This is a genomic window from Paenisporosarcina sp. P5_A11 (assembly GCF_056400705.1).
Genome location: NZ_JBFUKT010000004.1, coordinates 1 through 25,514 on the forward strand (window position 1 = coordinate 1; position 25,514 = coordinate 25,514).

Genomic DNA, 25,514 nt, shown 5'->3' on the forward strand with positions numbered 1-25,514 from the left:
AAGATAGGCTTGTTAAATTTCTTCAGTTCTTTAAGCTTATTAACTGTTTCCTCTATACCTAGTGATTCTAATGGATAAGAGTAGACAAGATTGTCCCTTTCTTGTGTAAATCGTGGTGAACTCGATTCATTTGGGATTATTGAAACAGGGCCAACTTCTAAAAAACCTAGTCCGAGATGTCCAAAAGCCTTAGTCCCCGTTAATTTAGGATCAATTTTCCCACTTAAACCTACTGGGTTCGAAATGGTCAGACCGAAGATACTTGTTTCGAGCTTTTGGGAGGGTTCAGTATGACCAAGATTCTTGATTAAACTGCTTCCCCCTGAAATTGTAGAGATAAGACTCATGCCACGATGAATGAATTCTCTTCCATAGGAATCCGGCAAGCGGGTAAGTACGGGTTTAAACACAGTATGATAAGACCAATCGGGCAATGTAATCACATCCTGGAAAAGATTATTCTATAATCATACAACTAATTAACTAACTTGTGCCGATAGTTCAAATAGTAATTTCTCTTTATATAAAAACGAATTATTTATTTAACTTCTGTCACAAATGTGTATGATACTTCACCGTTAGTCCATTTTGCTAACACTTCAAATATATATCTACCTTTACTTGCAGGAGCTGTTATTTGATTTTCATTTAAAGTAATTTCTTTTTCTCTTCCGTCCTTATTCCATAAGTAAACAACTAGTTCGGGATTTTCTTCAATCCCAATTGTGATTTTTTGGTGCTGTTCTAAAGTAAGGGCTTTGAAATCTTCCGCAATTTGGTATGGGGAAGCAGCGTCAGTTTGGACAACCTGAGTTTCAGAACCTTGTTCTCTTTCCCATTTATAACCTACAGCTACCATTTCGTGTTTTGTATTATTAACCTTAACGACTCCAGGGATAGATGGAGGAAATTCATTTTTACTTACTACCGCAGTGTCTTTTCCTGCGTTAAACGTATTGCCAGAACACCCAGTGATCCAAAGTGATGAAAATAATATAATGGCAACCAACAAAAGTTTCATCTCCACATGTATTCCTCCTTTAAAAAACACTAGACGAGTCATGCACGTAAGAGTTTCATAGAGGCAACGGTAAAAAGGAAATCTTGATTGTATGCGATATGGATACAATCAAATGACTAACAACTGATTTAGTTAGTAATCATCAAGTTTGCATTTAATGAAAAGCTTTCCGAAAAAAGGTGAAGTAAATTTCAATTAATTTTTTCGGCTAAGAATATAGTTTGATCGGCTTCAGCCAGTATTTTACTCCGTTTCACCCAATTTCCTCCTAAAAAAGACCTCTTGCGCACGTGGCAAGAGGTCCAAATTAAGCTTTAAATTACACGATCAAACGATGCCCACTGCTTTTGAAGCAGCAATCAACTCACGAATACTATCTAGATCACCGGCATGTAGCGCATCAACAATACGACTGCCTACAATGACGCCATCTGCTAGGTTGCCCATTTCTCGAACTTGCTCAGGTGTTGATATCCCGAAGCCTGCCATGACGGGTACGGAACTGACTTTTTTCAGCTTCGCCAAATGTTCCCCAACGTTTGCCGCAAATTCTGCTCGAGCTCCCGTGATTCCAGTGACAGTTACGGCATATAAGAATCCTTCCGAAGCTTTTGCTATGCGTTCGATTCTTTCTGTAGGGCTTGTTAAACTCACTAATTGAACAAGGGCTAAATCGTGTTTAATAAATTCATCATGCACCATGGCACTCTCTTCAAGAGGCAAATCTGGAACGATTAATCCACTAACGCCCACGTCTGCACAATCCTTTGCAAATGCCTCAATGCCATAGCGGAACACTGGATTCAAATACGTCATTAAGACAATCGGAATGGTCACTTCACTGCGCAAGCGACCGATTTCTTCTAATACACCACGCAACGTCACACCTTCAGCCAACGCACGTTTGCCAGCTTCTTGAATAGTTGGTCCATCTGCAACAGGGTCAGAAAAAGGAATACCTAATTCAACCGCAGTGGCAGCAGCTTCTTGAAGAAACAGTAATTGCTCACGAAGTTTTGACAACCCACCGTCACCGGCCATGATATATGGAATAAACGCTTTTCCACCTGTTGCGATTTGCTGTTCAATGGCAGTTTGTAATTTCATTTTAGTCATTACTTCCACCTCCAAGAGCATCACGCACAGTGACGACGTCTTTGTCTCCACGTCCTGATAAACAAATGACAACAATCTCATCTTGACTCATCGTAGCCGCCAGTTCTCCAGCAAAATGAATTGCATGTGCAGATTCAAGAGCAGGGAGGATACCTTCCGTGTGAGCCAGCATTTGAACAGCTGCTAACGCTTGGTCATCTGTTACGGATGTATATTTAACGCGGCCATTTTCATGTAGATAGCTATGCTCAGGTCCGATACCAGGATAATCGAGTCCTGCCGAAATTGAATGCGCTTCTTGAATTTGTCCCGCATCATCTTGCAGTAAATACATAAGTGCTCCGTGCAACACGCCAACAGAACCTTTTGTTAAAGTGGCCGCGTGTTTATCCGTTCCTAGTCCAGCACCCGCAGCTTCAACACCGAATAATTTTACATCTGTATCTTCAATGAAGGGATAAAACATACCCATTGCGTTACTGCCACCACCAATACAAGCAACAATTGCATCGGGCAGACGACCTTCTTTTTCAACGATTTGCTTTCGCGTTTCATCGCCAATCACACGTTGGAAATCACGGACAATTTTAGGGAAGGGGTGGGGGCCTAAAACAGATCCCATAATGTAATGAGTATCCTCAACATTCGTCACCCAGTAACGCAATGCTTCGTTCACTGCATCCTTTAACGTTCTACTACCTTGCGTCACAGTTACGACTTTTGCACCTAATAATTCCATACGGAAAACATTCAATTGCTGACGGCGAACGTCTTCTTCTCCCATAAAGATGATACATTCTAAGTCTAAAAGTGCGCAGACGGTAGCGGTTGCCACTCCATGTTGACCAGCGCCTGTTTCCGCGACGATTTTTCGTTTGCCCATACGAACGGCAAGTAAAGCTTGGCCAATTGTATTATTTATTTTATGTGCACCTGTGTGATTGAGATCTTCGCGTTTCAAATAAATCTTGGCGCCGCCCATTTTCTTCGTTAAGCGCTCAGCAAAGTAAAGCGGATTTTCTCGTCCCACATAATCTTTTAAATAGTACCGAAAATCTTTTAGAAACTCTTCATCCTTTATTGCTATATCATACGCTTCCTCTAATTCAATCACGGCTTGCATTAATGTCTCAGGAACAAATCGTCCACCGAATCTGCCGTAATGACCAGTTGCGTTTGGTTGGTTGTAAGTTGTTACCATGCTCATCTCTCCTCATCTCGGACTGCACGGATAAACGTGCGGATTTTTTCTGCATCTTTCCGTTGCGCTGTCTCTACTCCACTTGATACATCCACCATAAAAGGGTGTACGGTATTGATTGCTTCATTAATATTAGTTTCAGTGAGTCCACCAGCTAAAATCACTTTGTTATGTGAGATATTCGCCTTGGCGAGTAACGACCAATCAAATGAATGGCCTGATCCTCCACGAAACTCAACTCCGGGTGCATCAAATAAAAAGTAATCGACTTCATATTGTGAAGCCCTTTGTACATCTTTTTGAGTCTTTATAGACAATGCTTTAATAGTAGGGAAGGAAAGACGTCGAACATAATCTGGATCTTCATCACCATGTAGCTGAACCATATCAAGAGATACTTCTCTTGCGATTCGTTCCACTTCTTCTATCGCTTCATTTACGAACACACCAATTTTCAACACATCAATCGGCACGGCTGTTGCAAGTTCTTTAGCTTGTTCAACTGTGACTCGTCGCCGGCTTTTGGCAAATACAAATCCGATTGCGTCAGCACCTGATTCCACAGCTACTTTTACATGTTCAAGTTCCATCAATCCACAAATTTTAACTTTTGTCATCATCGTTCCCTACGTTTCACGTGAAACGAACGCAACGTTTCGTCAATATGTGCACTACGCATTAATGTCTCTCCAACCAACACTGCATGGGCACCAACTTGGGCGACTGTTGAAGCATCAGTTGCATCCCGAATTCCACTCTCACTAATTAACACGCGTTGTTCATGAAAAGGGAAGTGTGCAGAGATTTCTACTGTGTTGCCCAAATTCACTTCAAATGTTTTTAAATTACGATTATTTATTCCAATGATTTTTGCATCTATTAATAAAGCTCTCTGCAATTCCTCAACATCATGAACTTCGACCAAAACTTCTAAATCTAAAGTCGTGGCAAAATCAAATAATTCTTTTAGCGTCTCTTGTTCAAGTGCTGCCACGATTAACAAAATAATAGAAGCACCCGCGCGTTTTGCTTGCTCGATTTGCAATCGATGGATGATGAAATCTTTGCACAACACGGGAAGGCGAACTGCTGAAGAAACTGCTTGTAAATCGCTCAAGGATCCTTTGAAAAATTGTTGATCTGTTAACACGGAAATAGCTACAGCACCCGCATTTTCATAAGCAAGCGCCTGCTGTACGGGATTCACATTGCCTTCAATTAATCCTTTGGAAGGAGAGGCACGTTTAATTTCAGAAATTACTTGTAAATGTTGCGTGTTGTATAAAGTTTCAAATAAAGAAAGCTTATCAGTAGGTGCTTTAGTTAATTCAAAAGGGATTTGATGTTCTAATAAGTTTTCCACTTCTAGTTTCTTCACTTCTATGATTTTCTCTAAAATGGTCATGCGTTCATCTCCAATTGCTTGCGGTTTTGACTATATGCGATGACTGATTTCATGATACTTAGTGCGCGGCCGCTTTGAATGCTTTTGCGAGCTTGGTGGACGCCTTCGTTAATGGTCGAGGTGACACCTGCTGCAAATAAACCAATGCCGGCATTAAGCAAAACGGTATCTAAATAAGGCGAAGGAATACCCCGTAATACGCTTTTTAAAATAGCTGCATTATCTTTTGCGTCTCCACCGCGAATCGCTTCTAATGGTGCATAGGATAAACCTACTTCATGAGCATTTAGCGTAAACTGAATACTTTTACCTTCATTCATCAGTACGAGATAGTTATCTCCTGCAAGAGATGCTTCATCCATTCCACCTGCCCCAGTTAGTACGATTGCGCGTTTGCGACCTAAGCGATGAAGGACATCCGCTAAATCCATTAGTTTATCTTGTCGATACACACCGACTAGCTGAGAGGATAAAGAAACGGGATTTGTTAATGGGCCAATCATATTGAAAATTGTCGGTTTCCCTAAAGATTTCCGAATGACTTGTATTCGTTTCATTTTTGGGTGAACATGTGGTGCGAATAAAAAAGCGATGTTCGTTGACTTGAGTAACTCATCAACTTCATGAGGTTGGAAATCCAAAGCGATTCCAAGTTCTTCTAATACATCAGCGCTCCCTGTGCGGCTCGAGATGCTGCGGTTTCCGTGTTTAGCGACTTTTAATCCTGCTCCCGCTAATACAAAAGAACACGTCGTGCTGATATTAAAACTTTGCGATCCATCGCCCCCAGTACCACAATTATCAAATACGACTGAAGAGGAAACTGGAATTTGGGTAGCATTTTCTCTTAACACTTCAACTAGTGCAGCAATTTCTTCTGTTGTTTCCCCTTTTATCGATAATGCAGTTAAAAAATTCGCGATGTCGACACCGGCAATTTGTTCTGAAAACATAGCATTCGTTGCTTCTCTCATCTCATGGTACGTCAGTGAATTCCCTGCACGTACACTCTCAGTAAATCTTCTCATCTCAATCTCTCCTCATTGTAAATATTCTCAGCTAAGCTATGTCTGTTAAAAAGGCTTGTAGAATTTTTCCGCCATCACGGGTTCCTATGGATTCTGGATGAAACTGCAAACCATAAAGCGGATATTTCTCATGTTGAATTGCCATGATGCTTTGATCGTCCATCGCAATCGCAGTCGTGTTAAAACACGAAGGCAAATCCTCTAACACGAGAGAGTGGTAACGCATGACGGGTAAAGGTTGCGAAAGGTAAGCGAACATGCCCGCATGTGAATGACGAACTGCGGATACTTTTCCGTGCATGACTTGTGTAGCGCGCTTTATTTTTCCGCCAAATGCTACGCCGAGCAGTTGATGTCCTAAACAAACACCAAGCATCGGAATTGTTTGATAAAATTCTTTGATAATTGATAAAGAGTGCAACTTGTCATTTGGCGATCCAGGACCAGGAGATAAGACGATCGCTTTTGGATTCAACTGACGGATTTCTTCAAGTGAGATCTCATCGAAACGAACCACCCGTACATCTTCGCCGAGCATCGACAAGCTTTGAAACAAGTTATACGTAAACGAGTCATAGTGATCGAGTAGTAAAATCATGACAACACCTCTAGCAATGACTTTGCTTTGTGTAACGTTTCTTCATATTCTGCTTGTGGATTAGAGTCATAGACAATTCCAGCACCAGCTTGGACGTAAGCGGTTTGATTTTTCACGACTAGTGTTCGAATAGCTAAGGCAATATCGATATTGCCATTAAATCCGATATAGCCGACAGCGCCTGCATAAACCCCGCGCTTCACATTCTCCAAATCTTGAATGACTTGCATTGCTCGAATTTTTGGTGCACCCGATACTGTGCCAGCGGGTAAGCAAGCGACGAGTGCATCGAGGGGGTGTTGGTCCTCTCGTAAAGTACCTGCAACTTCAGAAACGATGTGCATAACATGTTGATACTTTTCGATGTCCATGTATTTTGTTAAATGGATGCTGCCAACTTCACTAATTCGCCCCAAATCATTTCGTCCTAAATCCACTAACATGCGATGTTCAGCGAGTTCTTTTGGATCCGCGAGAAGTTCTTTTTCAAGCAACTTATCTTCTTCTGATGTCTTGCCACGACGTCTAGTACCTGCAATTGGATTCGTCGTCACACGTTTTTCTTGAATGCTCATCAAACTTTCTGGAGAAGCACCAAGTACCACATGTTCGTCAAAATCCACATAAAACATATAGGGAGAAGGATTTTCTTTTCTTAGTTTTCGATACAATGAGAAAGAGTCACCTGAAAAGGGTGCTTGTAAACGTTGAGATAACACTACTTGAAAAATTTCTCCTGCACGTATTAGTTCTTTTGCTCGTAAGACGTTATCAATAAAAGTTTGCTTTGTTATATTCGATATAAAAGGAAGTGGGGATGTGGTAGGTACTACCTCACTTTCTTTCACTGCTAATTGGTGCTCCACTGCTTCAATCTTGCTTGGATTGTTACCCGTGTGCAAAATCGTTACGTCTTGTTTTAGATGGTCATAGACAATGACGGTTTCATAAACGAGTAAATGGATGTCAGGCATTCCTCGGTCGTCATGGAGTGGGGGACCTATGTCTTCATATTGCGAGATAACATCATACCCGATATAGCCAACTGCACCACCGTTGAATGGGAATTCATCGTGTTCATTTATAACGGGTAGTAGAGTTTTTAACAATTCAAGCGGTTTTCCATAATGGTTAATTACTTGACCAGACAGAAAGGACGTTTCCTTTAACTCTTGAGCCGATCCTTTAAATTCTTTTACTGGTTCTGCTCCGATAAAAGAATAGCGACCAGATGCATCATGTTTTAAAGAACTTTCTAGCAAAAACTTACGCTTGCCTTGCAAGCGTTTGTAAATGGCTATGGGTGATAACGTGTCACCATTAATCGTAATTCGTGCGGTTTGTAGTAGGTTTGTATTCATACTATTCTCTCCTCTGCTCGGCTCGTGTACATCCGGAAAAACAAAAAAGTCCCCTGTACATGAACAGAAAAGTTCATGTACAGAGGACGGAATTACCGCGGTGCCACCTCAAATTAAAAGCCTCTAATGGCTTTCACTTTAGGACCTGTAACGTAGATCAAACGTTTTCCCATACTTACCTTCTGGGAAACTCTCCAAAGACCATTCACAACAAGTTGTCTATCAGCTTCCACCAGCCGCTGACTCTCTATTAAGACAAACTCCTGCTACTATTCTTTGTCATCGATTTTTCTCAGCTAAACTCACTCTCAACTATTTTCTAAAATTTTATTGGCGATGTCGCTCCCGACACCTTCTACCAAAATTCCGAATCAAAAAGTTGTTCCTATCTTAGTACGCATAGAATCATATGTCAACAGATACGGGGAGAAATTAATAAATGATCAGAAAAATAGGCGAATGGTCGGAAACTACATTTTAGTGGTCGAAAACGAAGCGTAAGTGGTCGGAAACACCAGTTTAGTGGTCGGAAACTATGCACGAATGGTCGGAAAAACTATTCGAATGGACGAAAACTATGCATGATAGAATATCCAGTCTTTATACGAGTAATCAAAAGAGTTTTCTCTGTATTTATTTCGATACTCGAAAAAAACAAAGGAATAATATTGAAATATTCAATCAATATTGGTACTTTAATAATAACAATCACATATTAACTATATGAGGGGGACAGCAAGAATATGAAATTTTTTATCTCAGTCGACATGGAAGGGATTACTGGTTTACCAGATCACACTTTCGTAGATTCGCAGAAACACAATTATGAACGTGCTCGTCGTATCATGACCAATGAAGCAAATGCGGTTATTGAAGGTTTACTGAAAAAAGGGTCTACCGAGATAGTGGTGAATGATAGTCATTCGAAAATGAATAACTTGCTAATAGAAGAACTGAATCCAGAAGCGCTATTGATTACGGGTGGAGTGAAACCGTATTCGATGGTGCAGGCGCTGGATGAAACATATGCTGGAGCGATTTTTGTAGGATATCATTCGCGTGCTGGACAGCCTGGTGTCATGAGTCACAGCATGATTTTCGGTGTTCGCAATATGTACATTAACGAAGTGGAGATTGGGGAACTTGGGTTCAACGCATATGTGGCGGGTCATTTTGGTGTGCCGGTCATCCTAGTTGCCGGTGATGACGGTGCGTGTCGTGAAGCAGAAGAGCTTATTCCAAACATTACGACGGTAGCGGTCAAAGAATCAATTACACGCCAAGCTGTAAAAACGATGCATCCCAAAAAATCACAAGCACTTTTAACTGAACGAATTCAAAAAGCCGTCGACAATCGACATTTGGTAAAACCACTCCTGCCACCTAAAAATCCAACTTTACGAATTGAATTTGTCAACTACGGACAAGCCGAGTGGGCAGCACTTATGCCGGGCTGTGAAATTGAACCAGGAACAACAATTGTGAAATTTGAAGCCAAAGATATTTTGGAAGCTTACCGTGCGATGTTAGTCCAAGTGGAATTAGCGTGCCAAACGACATTTTGCTAGTATGAGTGCGATTTGCACAACAGCAACAAATAATCAATACGCTGAAAACTGACTCGGAAATTAATGAAAAGCTGTGGCGTTTCAAATGGACGTCGAATACTTCTATTATGAAAAAAAGTTATACTTAAATATAGATAACTAGTTTTCAAGACAGAAGAGAGGAGCAACATCCATGCGCACTAGACCAACACGATTACAAAAAGGGGATACGATTGGAATTATCGCTCCATCAAGTCCACCTAATATAGAAAATTTAAACCGCTCGCTAGCCTTTTTAGACCAATTAGGATTAAACGTTAAAATGGGGAAACATGTTGAAAAAATCCATGGTTATTTAGCGGGAACAGATGATGAACGCTTAGAAGATTTACACGATATGCTTTCAGATCCAAACGTTAAAGCTATTATTTGCGCAGGAGGAGGATTCGGAGCTGCTCGCTATGCGGACCGCATCGATTTTCAATTAATGACTGAGCAACCTAAGATATTGTGGGGCTATAGCGATATTACCTATTTACACACGACTATTGGTCAATTCGCCAACGTAGTCACATTCCACGGACCAATGCTCGCATCGGATGTCGGAAAAGACACCTTCCAGGAACTATCTGGTCGCATGTTTGGACAATTATTCGAACCAATCGAACTGCATTATACCGAAGATATATCACCTTTAACAACTCTAAGTGGTGGAATGGCACAAGGGGAATTGGTTGGAGGTAATTTATCGCTGCTGGTCAGTGCGCTTGGCTCTAAATATGAGATTGATACACGTGGGCAATTGTTGTTAATTGAAGATGTAAATGAAGAACCATATAAAGTGGATAGCATGTTAAACCAATTGCGTTTAGCAGGGAAACTACATGATGCTGTTGGATTCGTAGTAGGTGATTTTTCAAAAACTGAACCCAAAAAACGAAAAACAACATTAACACTTGAAGAAGTACTGAACCACTATTTAGGGGATTTAGGAAAGCCAGTAGTAGCCGGATTTAAAATTGGTCATTGTCAACCACATTTTGCAGTACCACTTGGAGTGGAGGCAAGATTAGATGCGGATGCAAAAACATTGACCATTTTACCAGGCGTCAAATAAACGGGAGGTAATCCATCATGATCATACATTCAATCGAAACCTTTTCGGTTGCGGTACCGCTCACAAAACCGTTTAAAACTGCACTTCGTACCGTCACGATTGCCGAATCTGTTTTTGTGAAAATCACCACCGAGGATGGCTTGGATGGGTGGGGAGAAGCCCCCCCAACTCATGTCATTACAGGTGATTCGCTTGGGAGTATTCAATTTGCAATCGATCAAGTGATCGGGCCTCACTTACTTGGTCTTGATTTACACCATTCGGAGCGGGTATTCCAAAAATTGCATCGCTCCATGGTTGGTAATTCAAGTGCGAAAGCGGCGCTTGATATGGCCATTCATGATTTGCTCGGTCAACTAGCGGGGCTTCCGCTTGTCACACTTCTCGGAGGCTATCGTGATACACTTGAAACCGATTTTACGGTCAGTGTAAATGATGCAGCAGAAATGGCTGAGGATGCGGCCCGTTATGTAGGTAAAGGGTTTAATGTGTTGAAAATCAAAGTAGGTATTGATGATATCGCAAAAGACGTTGAACGTATCCGTGCAATCAGAAAGAAGATTGGTAACGAACCAAAGCTGCGACTCGATGCGAACCAAGGATGGGAAGCAAAAGAAGCGGTACGAGCTATTGGTCAAATGGAAGACGCTGGTCTTGAAATAGAACTCATCGAACAACCAGTAAAAGCGTATGATATAGAAGGACTACAATATGTAACGATGCATACACATACGCCAATCATGGCGGACGAAACTATATTCACCCCCAAAGATGCAGTACGTGTGTTACAACTGCGTGCAGCTGATTTAATTAATATTAAACTCATGAAAGCTGGAGGCATTTATCAAGCGCTGAAAATTAATGCATTAGCTGAAAGTTATGGTGTAGAATGCATGACAGGTAGCATGATTGAAACAAAACTTGGCATTTCAGCAGCCGCTCATTTTGCTGCAAGTCAACCGAATGTGACACGTTTTGATTTTGATGCACCGTTAATGTTGGCTGAAGATATTGTTGAAGGCGGTATAACTTACGAAGGCAGACATATTCGATTTTCTAAATTATCTGGTCTCGGATTACATAGTGAGTTAATGAATAAACGTTTACTTCTAAAAGGATAAGGAGAGGTAAAATGCTATTTCAATCAGCAACAAGATGGGTTTGTTCAGTTTCAGTAGCAACAGTATGGACATCTCCTGAATCAGCACGTCAAAAAGATACACCAGGTTTAGAAAATCCAGTCCGTGTTCCAAAATGGTTGGAAGAATTAACGTATAAAGACTTGCTCGATCTGTGTGAAGGAAACCGCATTCAAACACAATTGTTATATGGGGAGCCTGTGTTAATCGAAGAAATTGTCGGCGACTGGGCTAAAGTAATTTGTACTTGGCAACATTCTAAGAAAGATGAACGTGGCTATCCAGGATGGGTACCCCTCGTTCAATTAAAAGAAATGGAACGCATTTCAGATTTCGGATATGCGAAAGTCCGTCTCCCTAAAGTTCAGCTTTGGACGAAGGAAAGAAAACCGTTACTTGTGGTTCCATTTAATACAATCTTACCGGTTATCGATAATAATGATCAGTTTACTTTAGTGAACACCCCTCATGGAGAAGCGCTAATTTTAAGTGAAGAAGTCGAACATTCACCAGGTATTGAATCATTTGTTGAACGTTCAGGAGGCGACATCGTTTCTTGTGCTACTAAATTCATAGAGAAACCATACTTCTGGGGCGGAATGTCTTCATATGGCTATGATTGTTCCGGCCTTAGTTACAACATGTATAAAGCACATGGATATTTCCTTCCAAGGGATGCAGACGATCAAGCAAGAAATGGGCAAGAAGTTAATTCAACAGATACAAATCAGTGGGAAATAGGCGATTTATTATTTTTTGCAAATGAAGGATCTAACAAAGTTCGACATGTTGGAATTTATTGTGGAAATGGACTAATGGTTCATTCTCCATCGACAGGACAATGTGTAGAAATTATTGAATTAGCGGGTACGAAGTATGAGAATGAATTGTGTGCAGTAAGACGCTATGCAAGATCTGAAGAAGCAGTTTCCTGATTCATTACGTATAGTTTGAAAGCCAGTCCATGAATAGAGGACTGGCTTTTTTTATTTGTAAAAGACAATAATGATGTTAGTTACTTTAAATTGATGGTCAGGTTTTGTATGATGAACCTATGAATCATGAAGGAGATTAAATTATGACCCAACCAATTCCGATGAAGCAGTCCCGTACGATTCAAACACATTTAGTGTTGCCGCCCGACATCAATCATCTCGAAACCATTTTCGGGGGGAAAGTTTTATCTTATATTGACGAAATAGCTGCAATCACAGCCATGAAGCATTGTAAAAATGCAGTCGTGACCGCGTCTATCGATTCCGTCGATTTTTTATCATCCGCTCGTGTAGGTGATGTACTCGAATTAGAAGCAGTCGTCAGTTCGACAGGTCGAACATCAATGGAAATCTATGTACGCGTGCAATCAACGAATTTGTTAACAGGTGAAACGAAGCTAACAACCGAATCCTTTTTAACGTTTGTCGCAATTGATGATACAGGTAAGCCAACACCTGTGCCGGGCATTATCGCTGAAAGCGAATCCGAAATTCGACTTTACGAATCCGGCCCTGCTCGTCGGGAACACCGTAAACAACGTATTCAAATGAAACATTAAATGAGAAGCGGGGGTTAATAGCCCCGCTTTTGTTGTGTTGTGTCGCGTCGCTCTAGGTTGACGGAGTGCGGCTCCAGGTTGTACAAAATCCAAAATTACTGCACTCGAACTGTACCTTCTACTTCTTCCGCATGCGACATATCGCCAATCAAGGTGAGTTCTCGTCGATCAATATCAATTTCCAGCATTGTCAAACTTGTGCCGTGGATAAAAGGGGGATCCCAAAGTGAATCCAACTCAGCGCCGTTAAAATGATTGATTAAACATTTTTTAACGACACCATGCGTTACAATCAAAACATGACCATTTGGATGAGCAGTGACGATTTCTTCAACAGCACGCAATATGCGTTCTTTCAACATATAGAAGCTTTCACCAGAAGTTGGTTGAAATTGACTTGGCTGTTCATAGTAGGTCTTTACATCCTCCGCGAAATCACGCTCGATGTCAGAAGATAACTTTCCTTGCCACTCACCGACATTAATTTCGCGTAAGTCTTCTTTTTGAATGAGTGGAATAGTACGTTTGCCGAGTATAAGTTGTGCAGTATGCATCGTGCGACCACTCGTACTGCTGTATACGGCGTCTAGTGGCACATCTTGAAGACGCTTGCCTAATTGAGTTGCCGCTGCCACTCCACTGGCTGTTAAGGGGGAGTCAGCCCACCCTTGCATGCGAGATTGTACATTCCATTCAGTTTGACCATGTCGAGTAATATATATTGTAAGCATCAAATTCCTCATTTCGTTAAAGTGTGGGTTTTTTCTCTAATTTTACCAAAATTGAAACTTTTTAATAGCTTTTTCGTACTAATTGTAAAGGAGCGAAATCATCATGATAACATTTATAGACAAATACCAAAGCATCATTCTTAGTATAATTTTAGTTTTCTATATTGCTAATTCAATCTACATAGGTTCTTCCAATCTGTCATTCATCCTGTTCTTATTGGTCATTCTGTTCCAAGTGGTTCGCTTGCGAAAACATATTAAACAATTATCATTCCTACAATTCGCAGCCCTCTTTGCAACCATGATCGCGTTTTTGGCGGCCCTCGTCTCTATTTTTGTAGGCTTAAATCACTTAATAAATATTGGCATCCTGTCCTTCCCAGACTGGATGATTATGGTGATTCAAATTACATTAATCATTGTATTTATATTAAGTCTCACGACGATTGTGCGCAGTTTGTATGAGCGTTTTACCCATTCAAAAGCATAACAAAAGGATGCCTCCTAAAAAGAAGGCATCCTTTTTCTGTTCCATTATTTGAGTAGTTTTACTTCTGAGGCAAGCATTCCGTATAGATGCATGTCATGACGTTTTCCATCGCGTTGCAAAAATTCACGGTAAGTACCTTCATGTTTAAATCCGAGAGATTCATAGAGCTTGATAGCGCCTTTGTTATAGCCAAAAACGGTCAGAGTCAATCTATGTAAATTGAGTTCGTTAAAACCGTAATTCACTAACAACAGCATGGCGTCCCTACCAAACCCTTGGCCGTGAAAATCAGGACCAAGAGCAATTGAAAGCCAGGCAACACGATGTGGCCAGACGATTTCTTCAATTGCACAAACGCCTAAAAACTCTTCCGTATCAAGAGGACGGATCGCAAAACGGTAACTGCGGTCTGAATGATCATCGATTAATTGGTTCGCATTTTTCTCAGATTCTTCACGAATAGGTGAAGAATTATAAAAACGGCCAAATGATTCAACACTATTCCACTGACGATATGTTGGAAGGTCTTCTTTTCTGATAGCTGTTAAACGAATTTTTGATCCAATAAACATAATCAATTCCCCTTGTCATAAGTTTTTCTTATCGTAACTCATTATATCATCGTCATGTTCTTATTTCGAGACGCGAAGTACAATAAGAATAACAAGAAAGACAGGTGACGACTATGGATTATCTACTACTGTATTTGATTGGTGTTACGGCAACGACAATCGGCACTCTGGCAGGTGGTGGTGGCCTCATTAGTTTGCCAACGATGTTGCTTCTAGGCATGCCGATTCATTCAGCCATTGGCGCAAATAAAGTATCCAACACAGTAAGTTCTTTCTCCAGTTTTTTCACATTGTATAAACGTAAACAAATCACGTTGAAGGATTCTTTTTGGCTAATTCCGATAAGTTTGGGTGGGGGCGTAACTGGAGGGTTTATTGCTTCTCAGTTATCTGCAAGCAATCTGTATGTACTGGCAATTTGCCTGCTAGCATTTGCTTTTCTCACATCTTTTATTGGAAAAGGCAATTTCACAGGAGAAAAACCGTTAAAACTGACACGAGTTAGTGGACCAGGTCTTTTTGGAATCGGTATTTATGATGGTTTGTTTGGTCCGGGACAAGGTACGTTAATGCTTTACTTGTTTAGTTACATGAACATTGCATATGTGAAATCAGTAGGGCTAGTGAGGCTTGCTACCTTCTCTAGTTGTTTTGGTGCAGCGATTAGTTATATTTCATCTGGAGTCATTATATGGCCATTAACACTTGCCTTAATGGCTGGATCGATTACAGGTGCCCAACTAGGTGTACGAATTGCGGAGAAAATAAAACCTCAGTATGTGAAACCAATCTTACGGATAGTTACGGCTTTGCTCATTTTGCAATTAGTCGTTGAAAACATATTATAGGTATTCATTGAAAACTATCACACAAACCGACATACTAGTTTCAAAGGGGTGTTGACATGAACAAAAACAAGGATTTGATAAAAAACTTAGATCCACAAAGTGAGATTGAAAGCTCGCAAATGCATTATTCAGAAGAAAAATTTTGGAGCAAACTATTGAAATATAGCAAAAAAGCAGGAGAAACGACAGTATATACAAGTTTATTACTATTCTTCACTACTCAAAATCCAGCAGTACCGAAATCTGCAAAACTAACGATTATTGGTGCATTAGGATACTTAATATTCCCAGCTGACGTCCTTCCGGATTTCATTCCAGTCATTGGTTTGGCGGATGATGCAAGTGTTATTGCATATGCTTTGTATCAAGTAATTTCACATATTGATGAGCCAACTAGACAACGTGCCCAAGAAAAAATGAAATCATGGTTCGGGGATTCAGGACAATCAAGTAAAATAGATGATCAATTGTTCAATGAAAAATAAAAGAGCGAGCCGTTAGCGGTTTGCTCTTTTATAATTCATTAAACATATGGCCAAATTCATGTAAAAACTCGCGACATAGTGAATTATCACCTTCAGTTAAGCCAACGAAAAGTCCAATTTGTCCTTTATAAACAAATAGTCCAACATCATGTTCAATATCATCTAACTCACCCGTTTTATTAAAGAAAACAAAATTCTCATTATTAACTCCAGCCGGTATTTTATCTTGAAATTGTTGTTTCTCTAAAATATGTAACATGTCATGAAAAACAGGAGAACTAACCAGCGTACGTAAGCAAGCTACTACGTCACGCGCACAAATAAAATTATCTCGTTCTTCGGAAATTGCAATAGGGTCACACATTTCACGTTCCAGTTTCGATTTCGTCATGCCAAGATGCTGCAAATAACTGTTTAGACGTTTAAACCCATAACGCTTTATCAGTAGGTTAGTTGCAGTATTATCTGAAACTACAATCATTAGTACATGTAAATCACGTACTGAAAAACTTCTCGCCTGTGTGACCAGTGTTTGCAAAACGCCAGATCCATCTACGATATCTTCAGGTGAAACTTCTACGAGATCATCCAAATCCTTTGCATAATTGAAACCATAAAGAAAAATAGGTAGCTTGATGACACTAGCAGACTTAAACACTTCATCAATATTTATAGAATAGCGGACTGCTCCTACAGGATACTCTAAATGTAACCCATATTTCCTGGGAAATTTTTTCACGATAATTCACCACATCCTTTTCCCTATTTTATCCTATAAACTTCACCGAATAAATCCTTCACATGAAATAATTCCCATATAATTACTTGTAAAATAAATAGAAAATTTATCAAAAAATGAAACTTTGACCCAGGTGTTTCGTATATAAAAATAGCCACCGAAAGATTATTGATTAGTAATCAATGAAATGATGAACTTTTAAGTAGTTACTTCGTCTTATGGAGTAGATGGCAGATGTCGTTATTTAAGGAAGGTGATAAGAGTGGAACAACAACCAATTGTTGAGTTAAAGGGTTTGTCAAAAACCATCGGCAAAAAGAAAATTATTGATAACTTGAATTTGCAATTATTCCCTGGTCAAATCACAGGTTTCTTAGGGCCGAATGGAGCAGGTAAAACAACGACTATTCGAATGATGGCAGGATTAATGAAACCTTCAAGTGGAGAAGTTATAGTTGAAGGTCAGACACTGACAGATCATTTTGAAGAAACGATGAGTAAAGTAGGAGTAATTGTTGAAAATCCTGAGATGTACAAATACATGTCTGGATGGAAAAATTTATTGCACTTTGCGCGCATGAATAAATCGATTACAAAAGAGCGTATTACCGAAGTAGTGGATCAAGTAGGCATGCAAAATCGTATACACGAAAAAGTATCCTCATATTCACTCGGAATGCGTCAACGTCTAGGCTTAGCACAAGCCTTATTACATCGTCCGAAATTCTTAATTCTCGATGAACCAACAAACGGATTAGATCCTGCAGGGATTCGAGAATTTCGTACATATTTGCGGAAAATCGCTGTAGAAGATGGAGTTTCCGTATTTGTATCGAGTCACTTACTCACTGAAATCGAACTTATGTGTGACAGAATTGCAATCATTCAAAACGGTCAACTTATCGATATTCGTGAAATGAATCAAAAAGAAGAAGCACATTATTATATTGAAGCTCAACCAGTTGAAAAAACACGTGAATTATTAGTAGAACTGGGGCTAACTGTGGCAGAAAGCGGTCATGGATTTATCGTCAAAGTAGAGCAAGACCAAATTCCTGCAATCATTCAATCCATGGTAACTGCAAATCTTCAAATATTTGCTGTGCAACCATTCCGTAAAACGCTCGAAGATCAATTCTTAGAAATGACCGGAGGTGGCCAAATTGCTGAATCTCATAAGAAATGAATGGATGAAGTTATGGCATAAAAAAGCCACTTGGATTATGGTAGCCATATTATTACTCGTATTAATTGGAATTGGCGGAATTATGAAGTTTGTACAATCCACTTTAGACCAACCAGAAAACCAGCCATCATGGGAAGAAAATGAAGCTGAAAATAAAGCGTTTTTGACTGCTGAACTTGCAAATCCTAACATAGATGATACGACGAAAAAACAATTAGAAAAAGAACTAGCAATTTCAGAATATCGTATAGAAAAAGATTTAGAACCAATGGATCCTAGTGGTAGAGAACAGTCTATACTTGATTCGCATTTTATGTTGTCATTGGTTGTCTTGTTGTCAGTTATTGCGGCAGCTGGTATTGTGGCATCTGAATTCTCACAAGGCACCATTAAGATGTTACTAAGTAGACCGGTCAAGAGATGGAAAATATTAACTTCTAAATATTTGACGACATTGTTATTTGCTTTGATGCTAACTATGATTTCATTTGTCGCATCATTAATTGCAGGTTACTTGTTCTATGATCCAAGTGGTGGCGCAATTTTAGACTATCGTAATGGAGCAGTTGTCGAAGTATCATATTGGGGAAGGGTGCTTGCGTTATACGCCTTGCAATTCGTAGGTATAATCGTTTATTTAACATTTGCCTTTATGATTGGCAGTGTTTTCCGTTCAAGTTCTCTTGCCATTGGATTATCGATATTCCTTTTATTTGTTGGACCAAGTATCGTATTATTCCTAAGTAAATATGAATTCGTGAAATACATCTTGTTTACACATACAGATTTAACTGGATATATCTCGGGAGATATGTTTGTTCCAGGACTTACTTGGCCACTATCACTTGTGGTGTTGACCATCTATATGTTGTTATTCTTAGTCATCAGCTTCTGGTCATTTACTAAGCGAGATGTCACAGCTTAATTTCAATGGAGTCGTTCCTTTCAAAGGAGCGACTCTTTTATCGATAAGGGAATAGTCGGTTTAAAATCATTGAAAGAAATAAAGAAATTTCGTAAGATGGAAAACAGTGTGTAGGAAGGAGGAGTTCGCTTGAAACGACTATGGACATGGTTAAATATTACGTTATGGCTCGTGATCGGCGGGCTCTTCTTTATATGGGTTCACAATGAATTAGAGTTTAGAGAAGAGCTTAAGGAACGAACTTTACCAGAAGGACTGCATCCAATTGTTGGAGAAAAAAGTAATCAATTACTAGATCAAGCAGAAGAAATAGGCGTCCCCATCATGATAAGTGATGGCTTTCGATCTGTAGAATCTCAAGACGTATTATATGACAAAGGACGTTCGATGGAAGGGGACATCGTTACGTATGCGCGTGGTGGTGAAAGCTTTCATAACTATGGACTTGCCATCGATTTCGTCTTGAAAAACAAGGATGGCTCGATTAGTTACGATTTGGAACGCGACATGAACAACAATGGTGAAGCGGATTGGGTAGAGGTTGCCAAACTCGGTAAAGAACTAGGATTTGACTGGGGCGGTGACTGGGCTGGCTTCAAAGACTATCCTCATTTAGAGTATACTTTCGACTTATCGATAAGAGATTTGCAAAATGGCTGGCGTCCAGAAGATAAAATTAAAAATAAATAGAGTATGAAAAAGGTTGCCTCGGCAGCCTTTTTCTATTGAGGATTTTTAGTGTTGGCGCAAACACTTACTTTTCAAACACACTTAAATCTACTCGTCCGCTTGCTAGAAACGCTACGCCTTCACTTTCAAGCAACGTGCGTTGCAAATTCTTTGACTCTTCGTCAGAAATGGCGATTTCGCCTCGAATATTGACTACTCGATGCCAAGGTAATCCGTGTTTCTCGCTCATCGTATGTAAAATGCGTACGACTTGTCTTGCAGCGCGAGGACTACCTGCCATGCGTGCGACTTGTCCATAAGTGACTACGTAGCCTTCAGGTATTTCTTTTAATACGCGTACAACTTCTGCTGTAAATGGTTGCATACTCGTTCACTCCTAACTCTCCTTATTGTAATCAAAGCGTGTTCCCCATGTCGACTGTCTATGATATATTACGTGTAACTAAATATATCGACTAGAGGGGTGACTAGACATGTTTGATTGCCGTGAAGAAGTGTGGGCATTGACGAAACAGTTAGTGCGAATTGAAAGTATTGTGAATGAGGGCGGAGAAAAGGTGATGTCGCAGGCACTTCATACGCTCATTTCTTCCTATCCTTATTTCCAACAACATATTGAACACATAATCTATCAACAGACGGAAAACGATGAGCAAGAGCGTTACAATGTCATTGCGTTTGTTAAAGGAACAAAAAACCCTTCCAATAAAACGGTTTTATTAATGGGACATATTGATACAGTTGGCATCGACGATTTTAATTTAAAAGAGCATGCACTGGACCCCGATGCATTAGCACAAGCCTTACAACAAGAAGACTTGCCTGAAGCGGTGAAAGATCATCTCACGTCAGGTGAATTCGAATTTGGACGAGGTGTTCTTGACATGAAGTCAGGCGTGGCTAGTCATCTGTACTTGTTGAAATATTATTCGGAGCATCCTGAAGAGCTTGAAGGTAATTTAATGGCGGTCTTTGAGTGTGATGAAGAAGATGGTTCACACGGGATTATATCTTCATTAACCGAATTAAAACGTCTTCGTGACGTTCATAGATTTGATTATGTAGCAGCGATTAATGCTGATTTTGTATCTCCTCGTTACAATGGGGATCCTAACCGCTACATTTACAAAGGAACAGTTGGGAAGCTATTGCCATCATTCTTCATTACAGGGTCTGAAACCCATGTGGGTTCTTGCTTTGAAGGAATTGATCCTAATTTTATCGCTGCTCATTTAACAAGACAAATCAGTTATAATCCGGCACTTTGCAACGAAGCTTTTGGGGAAACGACGGTGCCACCAGTTTCATTAAAACAAATGGACTTAAAACCAACATACACTGTGCAGACAGCTTTATCTGCGTATGTCTATTTCAATTTCTTTATACATTCGTGGTCACCAAAAGAAGTACTTGAGCTCTTAACAGTCGAAGCAGAAACGGCATTTTCCACGGCACTACAAGAATTCAAACAACATTATGCAACGTTTAGCAAAGTAAGTGGGGAACCAATGAATGACATCCTGTGGGAACCACGAGTCATGAAGTACGAGGACATGCTATCTCTACTGCAGAAAGAGCATGGTGAAGCTTTTACGCTACATGTGGAAGCTTTCAAAGATCAATTATTACAGCAAACCGACCTCGATACACGCATGTTCGCTGCTCGCGTTGTGGAAGAAGCTTGGAAATGGATGCCTGATAAAAATCCAGCCATCATCTTGTTCTACTCATCACTCTATTCACCAAGAATTGAAGTGACTGGAAAAAATGACAAAGAACAAAACCTACTAGATGCTTTAGATATGGCAGTGGAAACCGTTCAACCTAACTACCCGCATCCAATCGTCACAAAAAACTTTTTCCCGTACATTTCGGACATGAGTTTTGTCGCATTAAGCGACGACGAGTCAGGGATTTCTGCTGTCTCAACGAATAATCCTGGATGGGGAACAAAACACTATGTCGACTATGAAGCCATTCGTGCCATAAACGTCCCTGTTATTAATATCGGACCTTACGGATACGATGCACATAAACAATACGAACGAATGGAACGCGATTTTACGCTTAATATCGTGCCAAACTTAACTAATGAAGTATTGAAAAACCTAATAGGATCTAGATAGAATATGGAATTAACAAGGCATCTCACACTTTTACTTGATGAGGAGGAGATAATAAGATGAATTTTAGAATGTCTAAGAATATTGGTTTTCAAGTAGACGACGTAGAGAAGGCGAAACTTTTTTATGAGAGGGTTATGGGTTTGAAAGAGCCTGCCCAAAGTGAGGTAGATGAAGTGGAATTTCGAACGAACCACAATTCCATTTTTCTAATTCCAGGCAATGAAAATTTAGGTCCTGTTATGGAAATAGTCGTCAACAATTTGGATGAGGCTAAGGAACTTTTTGTGCAAAATGGCTGTGAAATTGTTCGCTGGGAAGGTAAAGGAAAGGATTGTTATGTGCGCGATCCGTTCGGCATGGTTTTTAATGTGTGGGAGGAGAATTAAAAGATTTATTATATTGATTGGCATTATATAAGCTCTACAGATACAATTAGACCATAGGAAGACAACATCAAGACCAATAAATCATCTAAAGGAGAATAAATAATGGAAATTATAAGTCATTTGGTTAATAAAATAAACGATCCGACTGGTATTATCGTCGGAGACCGTTATGAATTTTTACTAGATATTAAAGTCGAAGAAGACGATGAGCTATACACAGAAGGTGGATTAGAGCTTMGTGTGATTTTTGCTTCAGATGATGAAAAAGGGGAACGCGTTGTACAATATTACTTTACGGAAAAAGCATCAAGAGATGCACTTGACTTTGCTCTGGAAGACGACGAAGAAGCAGAAATTCTTGAGTACTGCAAAAAAAACTTAGCATAATGGAAACTCCTTTTTAAAAGCAACATCTTACAAGAAGATGTTTAGCTTTGTAAAAGGAGTTTTTTCTTTGCGCTTATTTCAAACAACCGAAATAGTTCTGTGTTATCGATAACGAAATAGACGGTCTATTGATAAAAATGATAGCTATATCGTTATGGAACTAAAATTGCCCGTCTCTATGTTTGTAACATTAAACCGTCATCCACCATTGTTCTGATGGATATTCTTCAGCTCCAACAACTATCGACTGTCCAATTACCGGCGTTGTAATGGCGACACCCCGTTCAATAGCAGCTTTCGTTACACGTTCAATTGGATCGGTCCACTCATGAAAGGCTAGAGTAAACGCTGACCAATGGATTGGCATCATCAATTTTCCATTTACATCAAGATGAGCTTGCACCGTTTCTTCAGGAGTTAAATGAATATCAGCCCAACGATCATCATATTGTCCACATTCAATCATAGTAAAGTCGAATGGGCCGTACTGAGCTCCAATTTCTTTGAAATGAGGACCGTATCCGCTATCACCACTATAAAAAATATTCGTTTCTCCGCTTTGAATAACCCAAGACGTCCAAAGTGTGGAATTTTGATCGAACAGACTTCGTCCTGAAAAGTGACGAGCAGGCGTACTAATAAACTGTATTCCCGAATGCTCTATTGCGTCCCACCAATCCAGTTCATTAATTTTTCCGGTAGGAACACCCCATCCTTCTAACCGACTCCCGACACCTAGAGGTACAATAAATTGCCCGACTTTATTTTTCAACAAATTAACTGAATCATAATCTAGATGATCGTAATGGTCATGAGAATAAAGCACAATATCAATGAATGGAATGTCCTCCTTATCAAATGGCAGGTCTTGGCTGTAGCGTTTTCCACCGATTTGTGGAAACGGCGATGGCGAACGACCAAGCATCGGGTCGATAAAAATCGTCTTTCCATGGAGCTCTAGGAACACAGTTGAATGGCCGAACCAGGTTACTCTTGCTTGATTATGCGAATGATTATCCCACTTAAAACTCTGCATCGGAAGTGGGAGAGAAGGCGTTAAATTAGGGATTTTCCGAGTATAATCTCTTATGATAGAACCTAAAGACTGTAAATCACTTCCCATAGTCGTTGGGTAGATATTCTTAAATTTATTTTTTTCGTAATTTGGTGAGCCTTGATAATCCAATCTTTTCTTCGCATTTGGCGTTTTTCCGAACATCGGGTAATGCTGTAAAAATAGAGTAGAAGCAGCTCCGATAGCCGCAATTCCGAGTACTGTTTTTTTCATATAGAGCACCTAAACTTTCAAAGAATTTGGGAAAATTCATTCTGTAATTAGTAGCATAAAAGACATTGGTAGATTCGTCATGTTTTAAGAAAGTTTAATGTCCATTTTTATTCTATTCCTCTTTTCCTTACATAATAAAGTCTTCCTGACGATAATTAATCGTTTATGTCATATATAAGCGTTTACATGCACGTTTTTCCTTATTTAAATCATAATATTCATTCAATTCTATTTATTCTATATATTTATCATGTCGAATCATGTTACTGTTGTACACATTACTTCGACAAACGAAGAGTAAGAGAAAAGTTTATGGAGAGAGGGAAATCGTAATGTCACAGATGTTAGCATTGAGTATTTTGGTATTTTTCCTTTTTATTGGAGATGTAGTTGCGGTTCGCACGAAAGCTTGGGTTCCTTCCATTTTTATTAGTGCCGTCCTTTTCTTAATCGGATATTGGACATTTTTCCCGGAAAATATTGTGGAGCTGGCTGGCATACCACCAACCGTAGCGGTGATGCTAATTTACTTGTTAATTACTAACATGGGAACGTTGTTATCTGTGCAAGAATTGATCAATCAATGGAAAACGATATTAATCGCATTAGCTGGAATTCTCGGTATTATCACAGCCTTATTTGCAATAGGAACATTCCTATTTGGCAGTGAAACGATTATCGTTGCCATTCCACCTTTAGTAGGCGGACTTGTTTCAGCACTTATTATGTCCGAAGGTGCTGCAGCGGCAGGACTTCCAAGCTTAGCAGTTTTCGCTATCGTTATTTATGTAATGCAAGGTTTCGCAGGATATCCATTAACATCAGTTGTGTTGAAAAAAGAAGGAAAACGTTTGCTTCAACAATTCCGAGATGGGGAAATTGTGGAGAAACAAGTTGAAGGCGGGAACATTGATTCAGCTGTAAATGAATTGAAATTATTTAAGTGGATGCCCGAAAAATACAATACCGAATTCTTCAAATTTTTCCGTTTAGCATTTGTTGGTTTCTTAGCTTATCAAGTGTCTGTATGGCTTGCACCGATAGTGACCATTAGTCCATTCGTATTGTGTTTATTGTTTGGAGTAATCGCAACAAGTGTTGGCTTCTTAGAAAAACACCCTTTGAAAAAAGCAAATGGCTTTGGATTCGCCATTTTAGGATTGATGTTGTTCATTCTGGACGGTTTGAAAAAAGCCACACCAGAAATGATGGTGGAACTGATCTGGCCGTTGATTGGCTGTATCGTCCTTGGAGTAGCAGGCATGTACGTGTTCTCATTGATTATGGGCAAAGTATTAAAAGTCAGTAAAGAAATGGCTTTTGCCGTTTCATTAACCGCACTATACGGTTTCCCAGCGGATTACATCATTACAAACGAAGTAATCAACTCATTAACAACAGATGAAAAGGAACGCGAAGTGTTAACAAGCCACATGTTGCCACCAATGTTAGTTGCAGGTTTCATCACTGTAACAATCGTTTCTGTCATACTGGCAGGTATCTTCGTCGGCTTCTTGTAATCGTATTGAATTATCTTAAAAACACGAAAGGCCTCCTCGATTTCTTTCCGAGG

28 protein-coding genes, 1 pseudogene and 1 other annotated feature are annotated in these 25,514 nt (G+C 39.8%); of the genes and pseudogenes, 15 read left to right on the forward strand and 14 right to left on the reverse strand.

Annotated features, from left to right (window positions below; translation table 11 throughout):
• The 9 genes and pseudogenes from AC1DOS_RS02330 to trpE form a co-directional block, all read right to left on the reverse strand.
• Positions 1-434: pseudogene (locus AC1DOS_RS02330) on the reverse strand (dihydroorotate dehydrogenase); the annotation flags it as partial.
• A 104-nt stretch (positions 435-538) separates the two neighbouring features.
• The gene (locus AC1DOS_RS02335; RefSeq protein ID WP_477536244.1) at positions 539-1,027 is read right to left on the reverse strand and encodes a hypothetical protein; all 489 of its coding nucleotides are present in this window, start codon (positions 1,025-1,027) and stop codon (positions 539-541) included.
• Between the two features lie 321 nt (positions 1,028-1,348).
• Entirely contained in the window at positions 1,349-2,137 is a 789-nt protein-coding gene (gene trpA, locus AC1DOS_RS02340; RefSeq protein ID WP_477536245.1) for a tryptophan synthase subunit alpha, read from the reverse strand.
• A complete protein-coding gene (gene trpB / locus AC1DOS_RS02345) occupies positions 2,130-3,338 on the reverse strand; it encodes a tryptophan synthase subunit beta (protein WP_477536246.1) in 1,209 nt (402 codons plus the stop codon). Before trpB ends, trpA begins: the two co-directional genes overlap by 8 nt.
• Positions 3,339-3,340: 2 nt before the next feature.
• Positions 3,341-3,955, reverse strand: coding sequence for a phosphoribosylanthranilate isomerase (locus AC1DOS_RS02350; protein ID WP_477536247.1), 615 nt, complete (start codon positions 3,953-3,955; stop codon positions 3,341-3,343).
• Positions 3,955-4,743 (reverse strand): indole-3-glycerol phosphate synthase TrpC, encoded by a 789-nt coding sequence (trpC, locus tag AC1DOS_RS02355; RefSeq protein WP_477536248.1) that lies wholly within the window; start codon positions 4,741-4,743, stop codon positions 3,955-3,957. Before trpC ends, AC1DOS_RS02350 begins: the two co-directional genes overlap by 1 nt.
• The gene (gene trpD, locus AC1DOS_RS02360) at positions 4,740-5,771 is read right to left on the reverse strand and encodes an anthranilate phosphoribosyltransferase (RefSeq protein WP_477536249.1); all 1,032 of its coding nucleotides are present in this window, start codon (positions 5,769-5,771) and stop codon (positions 4,740-4,742) included. Before trpD ends, trpC begins: the two co-directional genes overlap by 4 nt.
• Positions 5,772-5,802: 31 nt before the next feature.
• A complete protein-coding gene (locus AC1DOS_RS02365; protein WP_477536250.1) occupies positions 5,803-6,369 on the reverse strand; it encodes an aminodeoxychorismate/anthranilate synthase component II in 567 nt (188 codons plus the stop codon).
• The gene (gene trpE, locus AC1DOS_RS02370; protein ID WP_477536251.1) at positions 6,366-7,730 is read right to left on the reverse strand and encodes an anthranilate synthase component I; all 1,365 of its coding nucleotides are present in this window, start codon (positions 7,728-7,730) and stop codon (positions 6,366-6,368) included. The genes AC1DOS_RS02365 and trpE overlap by 4 nt, the downstream gene beginning before the upstream one ends.
• A 79-nt stretch (positions 7,731-7,809) precedes the next feature.
• Positions 7,810-8,022: a binding site (T-box leader), on the reverse strand.
• A gap of 451 nt (positions 8,023-8,473) precedes the next feature.
• Here trpE and AC1DOS_RS02375 point away from each other — a divergent pair.
• The 5 genes from AC1DOS_RS02375 to AC1DOS_RS02395 all read left to right on the forward strand — a co-directional run bounded on the left by AC1DOS_RS02375 (position 8,474) and on the right by AC1DOS_RS02395 (position 13,088).
• Entirely contained in the window at positions 8,474-9,298 is an 825-nt protein-coding gene (locus AC1DOS_RS02375) for a M55 family metallopeptidase (RefSeq protein ID WP_477536252.1), read from the forward strand.
• Positions 9,299-9,470: 172 nt separating this feature from the next.
• Positions 9,471-10,394 (forward strand): S66 peptidase family protein, encoded by a 924-nt coding sequence (locus AC1DOS_RS02380; protein ID WP_477536253.1) that lies wholly within the window; start codon positions 9,471-9,473, stop codon positions 10,392-10,394.
• A gap of 17 nt (positions 10,395-10,411) precedes the next feature.
• A complete protein-coding gene (locus tag AC1DOS_RS02385; protein ID WP_477536254.1) occupies positions 10,412-11,515 on the forward strand; it encodes a mandelate racemase/muconate lactonizing enzyme family protein in 1,104 nt (367 codons plus the stop codon).
• An 11-nt stretch (positions 11,516-11,526) separates the two neighbouring features.
• Complete coding sequence (locus AC1DOS_RS02390; protein ID WP_477536255.1) at positions 11,527-12,468, forward strand: C40 family peptidase; 942 nt, start codon at positions 11,527-11,529, stop codon at positions 12,466-12,468.
• A 143-nt stretch (positions 12,469-12,611) separates the two neighbouring features.
• A complete protein-coding gene (locus tag AC1DOS_RS02395; RefSeq protein WP_477536256.1) occupies positions 12,612-13,088 on the forward strand; it encodes an acyl-CoA thioesterase in 477 nt (158 codons plus the stop codon).
• A gap of 95 nt (positions 13,089-13,183) precedes the next feature.
• Here the strand turns inward: AC1DOS_RS02395 and AC1DOS_RS02400 are convergent, their stop codons facing one another.
• Positions 13,184-13,819: a histidine phosphatase family protein gene (locus AC1DOS_RS02400; protein ID WP_477536257.1), complete on the reverse strand. Its 636-nt coding sequence runs from the start codon at positions 13,817-13,819 to the stop codon at positions 13,184-13,186.
• 103 nt (positions 13,820-13,922) lie between these two features.
• Here AC1DOS_RS02400 and AC1DOS_RS02405 point away from each other — a divergent pair, with 103 nt between their 5' ends.
• The gene (locus AC1DOS_RS02405) at positions 13,923-14,309 is read left to right on the forward strand and encodes a hypothetical protein (RefSeq protein WP_477536258.1); all 387 of its coding nucleotides are present in this window, start codon (positions 13,923-13,925) and stop codon (positions 14,307-14,309) included.
• A 44-nt stretch (positions 14,310-14,353) separates the two neighbouring features.
• Here AC1DOS_RS02405 and AC1DOS_RS02410 read toward each other — a convergent pair whose 3' ends face one another.
• Positions 14,354-14,881, reverse strand: a complete 528-nt coding sequence (locus AC1DOS_RS02410) for a GNAT family N-acetyltransferase (RefSeq protein WP_477536259.1) — start codon at positions 14,879-14,881, stop codon at positions 14,354-14,356.
• Positions 14,882-14,994: 113 nt separating this feature from the next.
• Here AC1DOS_RS02410 and AC1DOS_RS02415 point away from each other — a divergent pair, with 113 nt between their 5' ends.
• Both AC1DOS_RS02415 and AC1DOS_RS02420 read left to right on the forward strand, forming a co-directional pair.
• Complete coding sequence (locus AC1DOS_RS02415; protein WP_477536260.1) at positions 14,995-15,729, forward strand: sulfite exporter TauE/SafE family protein; 735 nt, start codon at positions 14,995-14,997, stop codon at positions 15,727-15,729.
• Between the two features lie 56 nt (positions 15,730-15,785).
• Positions 15,786-16,214: a YkvA family protein gene (locus AC1DOS_RS02420; protein ID WP_477536261.1), complete on the forward strand. Its 429-nt coding sequence runs from the start codon at positions 15,786-15,788 to the stop codon at positions 16,212-16,214.
• Positions 16,215-16,242: 28 nt separating this feature from the next.
• Here the strand turns inward: AC1DOS_RS02420 and AC1DOS_RS02425 are convergent, their stop codons facing one another.
• Positions 16,243-16,953 (reverse strand): serine hydrolase, encoded by a 711-nt coding sequence (locus tag AC1DOS_RS02425; RefSeq protein ID WP_477536262.1) that lies wholly within the window; start codon positions 16,951-16,953, stop codon positions 16,243-16,245.
• A 262-nt stretch (positions 16,954-17,215) separates the two neighbouring features.
• Between AC1DOS_RS02425 and AC1DOS_RS02430 the strand changes: the two genes are divergently transcribed.
• From AC1DOS_RS02430 to AC1DOS_RS02440, 3 genes are all read left to right on the forward strand, one after another.
• Complete coding sequence (locus tag AC1DOS_RS02430; RefSeq protein WP_477536263.1) at positions 17,216-18,139, forward strand: ABC transporter ATP-binding protein; 924 nt, start codon at positions 17,216-17,218, stop codon at positions 18,137-18,139.
• The gene (locus AC1DOS_RS02435; protein WP_477536264.1) at positions 18,108-19,064 is read left to right on the forward strand and encodes an ABC transporter permease; all 957 of its coding nucleotides are present in this window, start codon (positions 18,108-18,110) and stop codon (positions 19,062-19,064) included. Before AC1DOS_RS02430 ends, AC1DOS_RS02435 begins: the two co-directional genes overlap by 32 nt.
• Positions 19,065-19,193: 129 nt before the next feature.
• The gene (locus AC1DOS_RS02440) at positions 19,194-19,754 is read left to right on the forward strand and encodes a M15 family metallopeptidase (RefSeq protein WP_477536265.1); all 561 of its coding nucleotides are present in this window, start codon (positions 19,194-19,196) and stop codon (positions 19,752-19,754) included.
• 64 nt (positions 19,755-19,818) lie between these two features.
• On the opposite strand, the gene AC1DOS_RS02445 is transcribed toward AC1DOS_RS02440, so the two are convergent.
• Positions 19,819-20,118, reverse strand: a complete 300-nt coding sequence (locus AC1DOS_RS02445) for an MGMT family protein (RefSeq protein WP_108586734.1) — start codon at positions 20,116-20,118, stop codon at positions 19,819-19,821.
• Between the two features lie 109 nt (positions 20,119-20,227).
• Here AC1DOS_RS02445 and AC1DOS_RS02450 point away from each other — a divergent pair, with 109 nt between their 5' ends.
• The 3 genes from AC1DOS_RS02450 to AC1DOS_RS02460 all read left to right on the forward strand — a co-directional run bounded on the left by AC1DOS_RS02450 (position 20,228) and on the right by AC1DOS_RS02460 (position 22,653).
• Positions 20,228-21,880 carry a M20/M25/M40 family metallo-hydrolase gene (locus AC1DOS_RS02450; RefSeq protein WP_477536266.1) on the forward strand — a complete coding sequence of 551 codons (1,653 nt, stop codon included), beginning with the start codon at positions 20,228-20,230 and terminating at the stop codon, positions 21,878-21,880.
• A 56-nt stretch (positions 21,881-21,936) separates the two neighbouring features.
• Positions 21,937-22,266 (forward strand): VOC family protein, encoded by a 330-nt coding sequence (locus AC1DOS_RS02455; protein ID WP_477536267.1) that lies wholly within the window; start codon positions 21,937-21,939, stop codon positions 22,264-22,266.
• 102 nt (positions 22,267-22,368) lie between these two features.
• Entirely contained in the window at positions 22,369-22,653 is a 285-nt protein-coding gene (locus tag AC1DOS_RS02460) for a DUF6509 family protein (RefSeq protein ID WP_477536268.1), read from the forward strand.
• 190 nt (positions 22,654-22,843) lie between these two features.
• Here AC1DOS_RS02460 and AC1DOS_RS02465 read toward each other — a convergent pair whose 3' ends face one another.
• Positions 22,844-23,941 (reverse strand): MBL fold metallo-hydrolase, encoded by a 1,098-nt coding sequence (locus AC1DOS_RS02465; protein ID WP_477536269.1) that lies wholly within the window; start codon positions 23,939-23,941, stop codon positions 22,844-22,846.
• Positions 23,942-24,273: 332 nt separating this feature from the next.
• Between AC1DOS_RS02465 and AC1DOS_RS02470 the strand changes: the two genes are divergently transcribed.
• Positions 24,274-25,461: a hypothetical protein gene (locus tag AC1DOS_RS02470; RefSeq protein ID WP_477536270.1), complete on the forward strand. Its 1,188-nt coding sequence runs from the start codon at positions 24,274-24,276 to the stop codon at positions 25,459-25,461.
• The last annotated feature ends 53 nt before the right edge of the window (positions 25,462-25,514 follow it).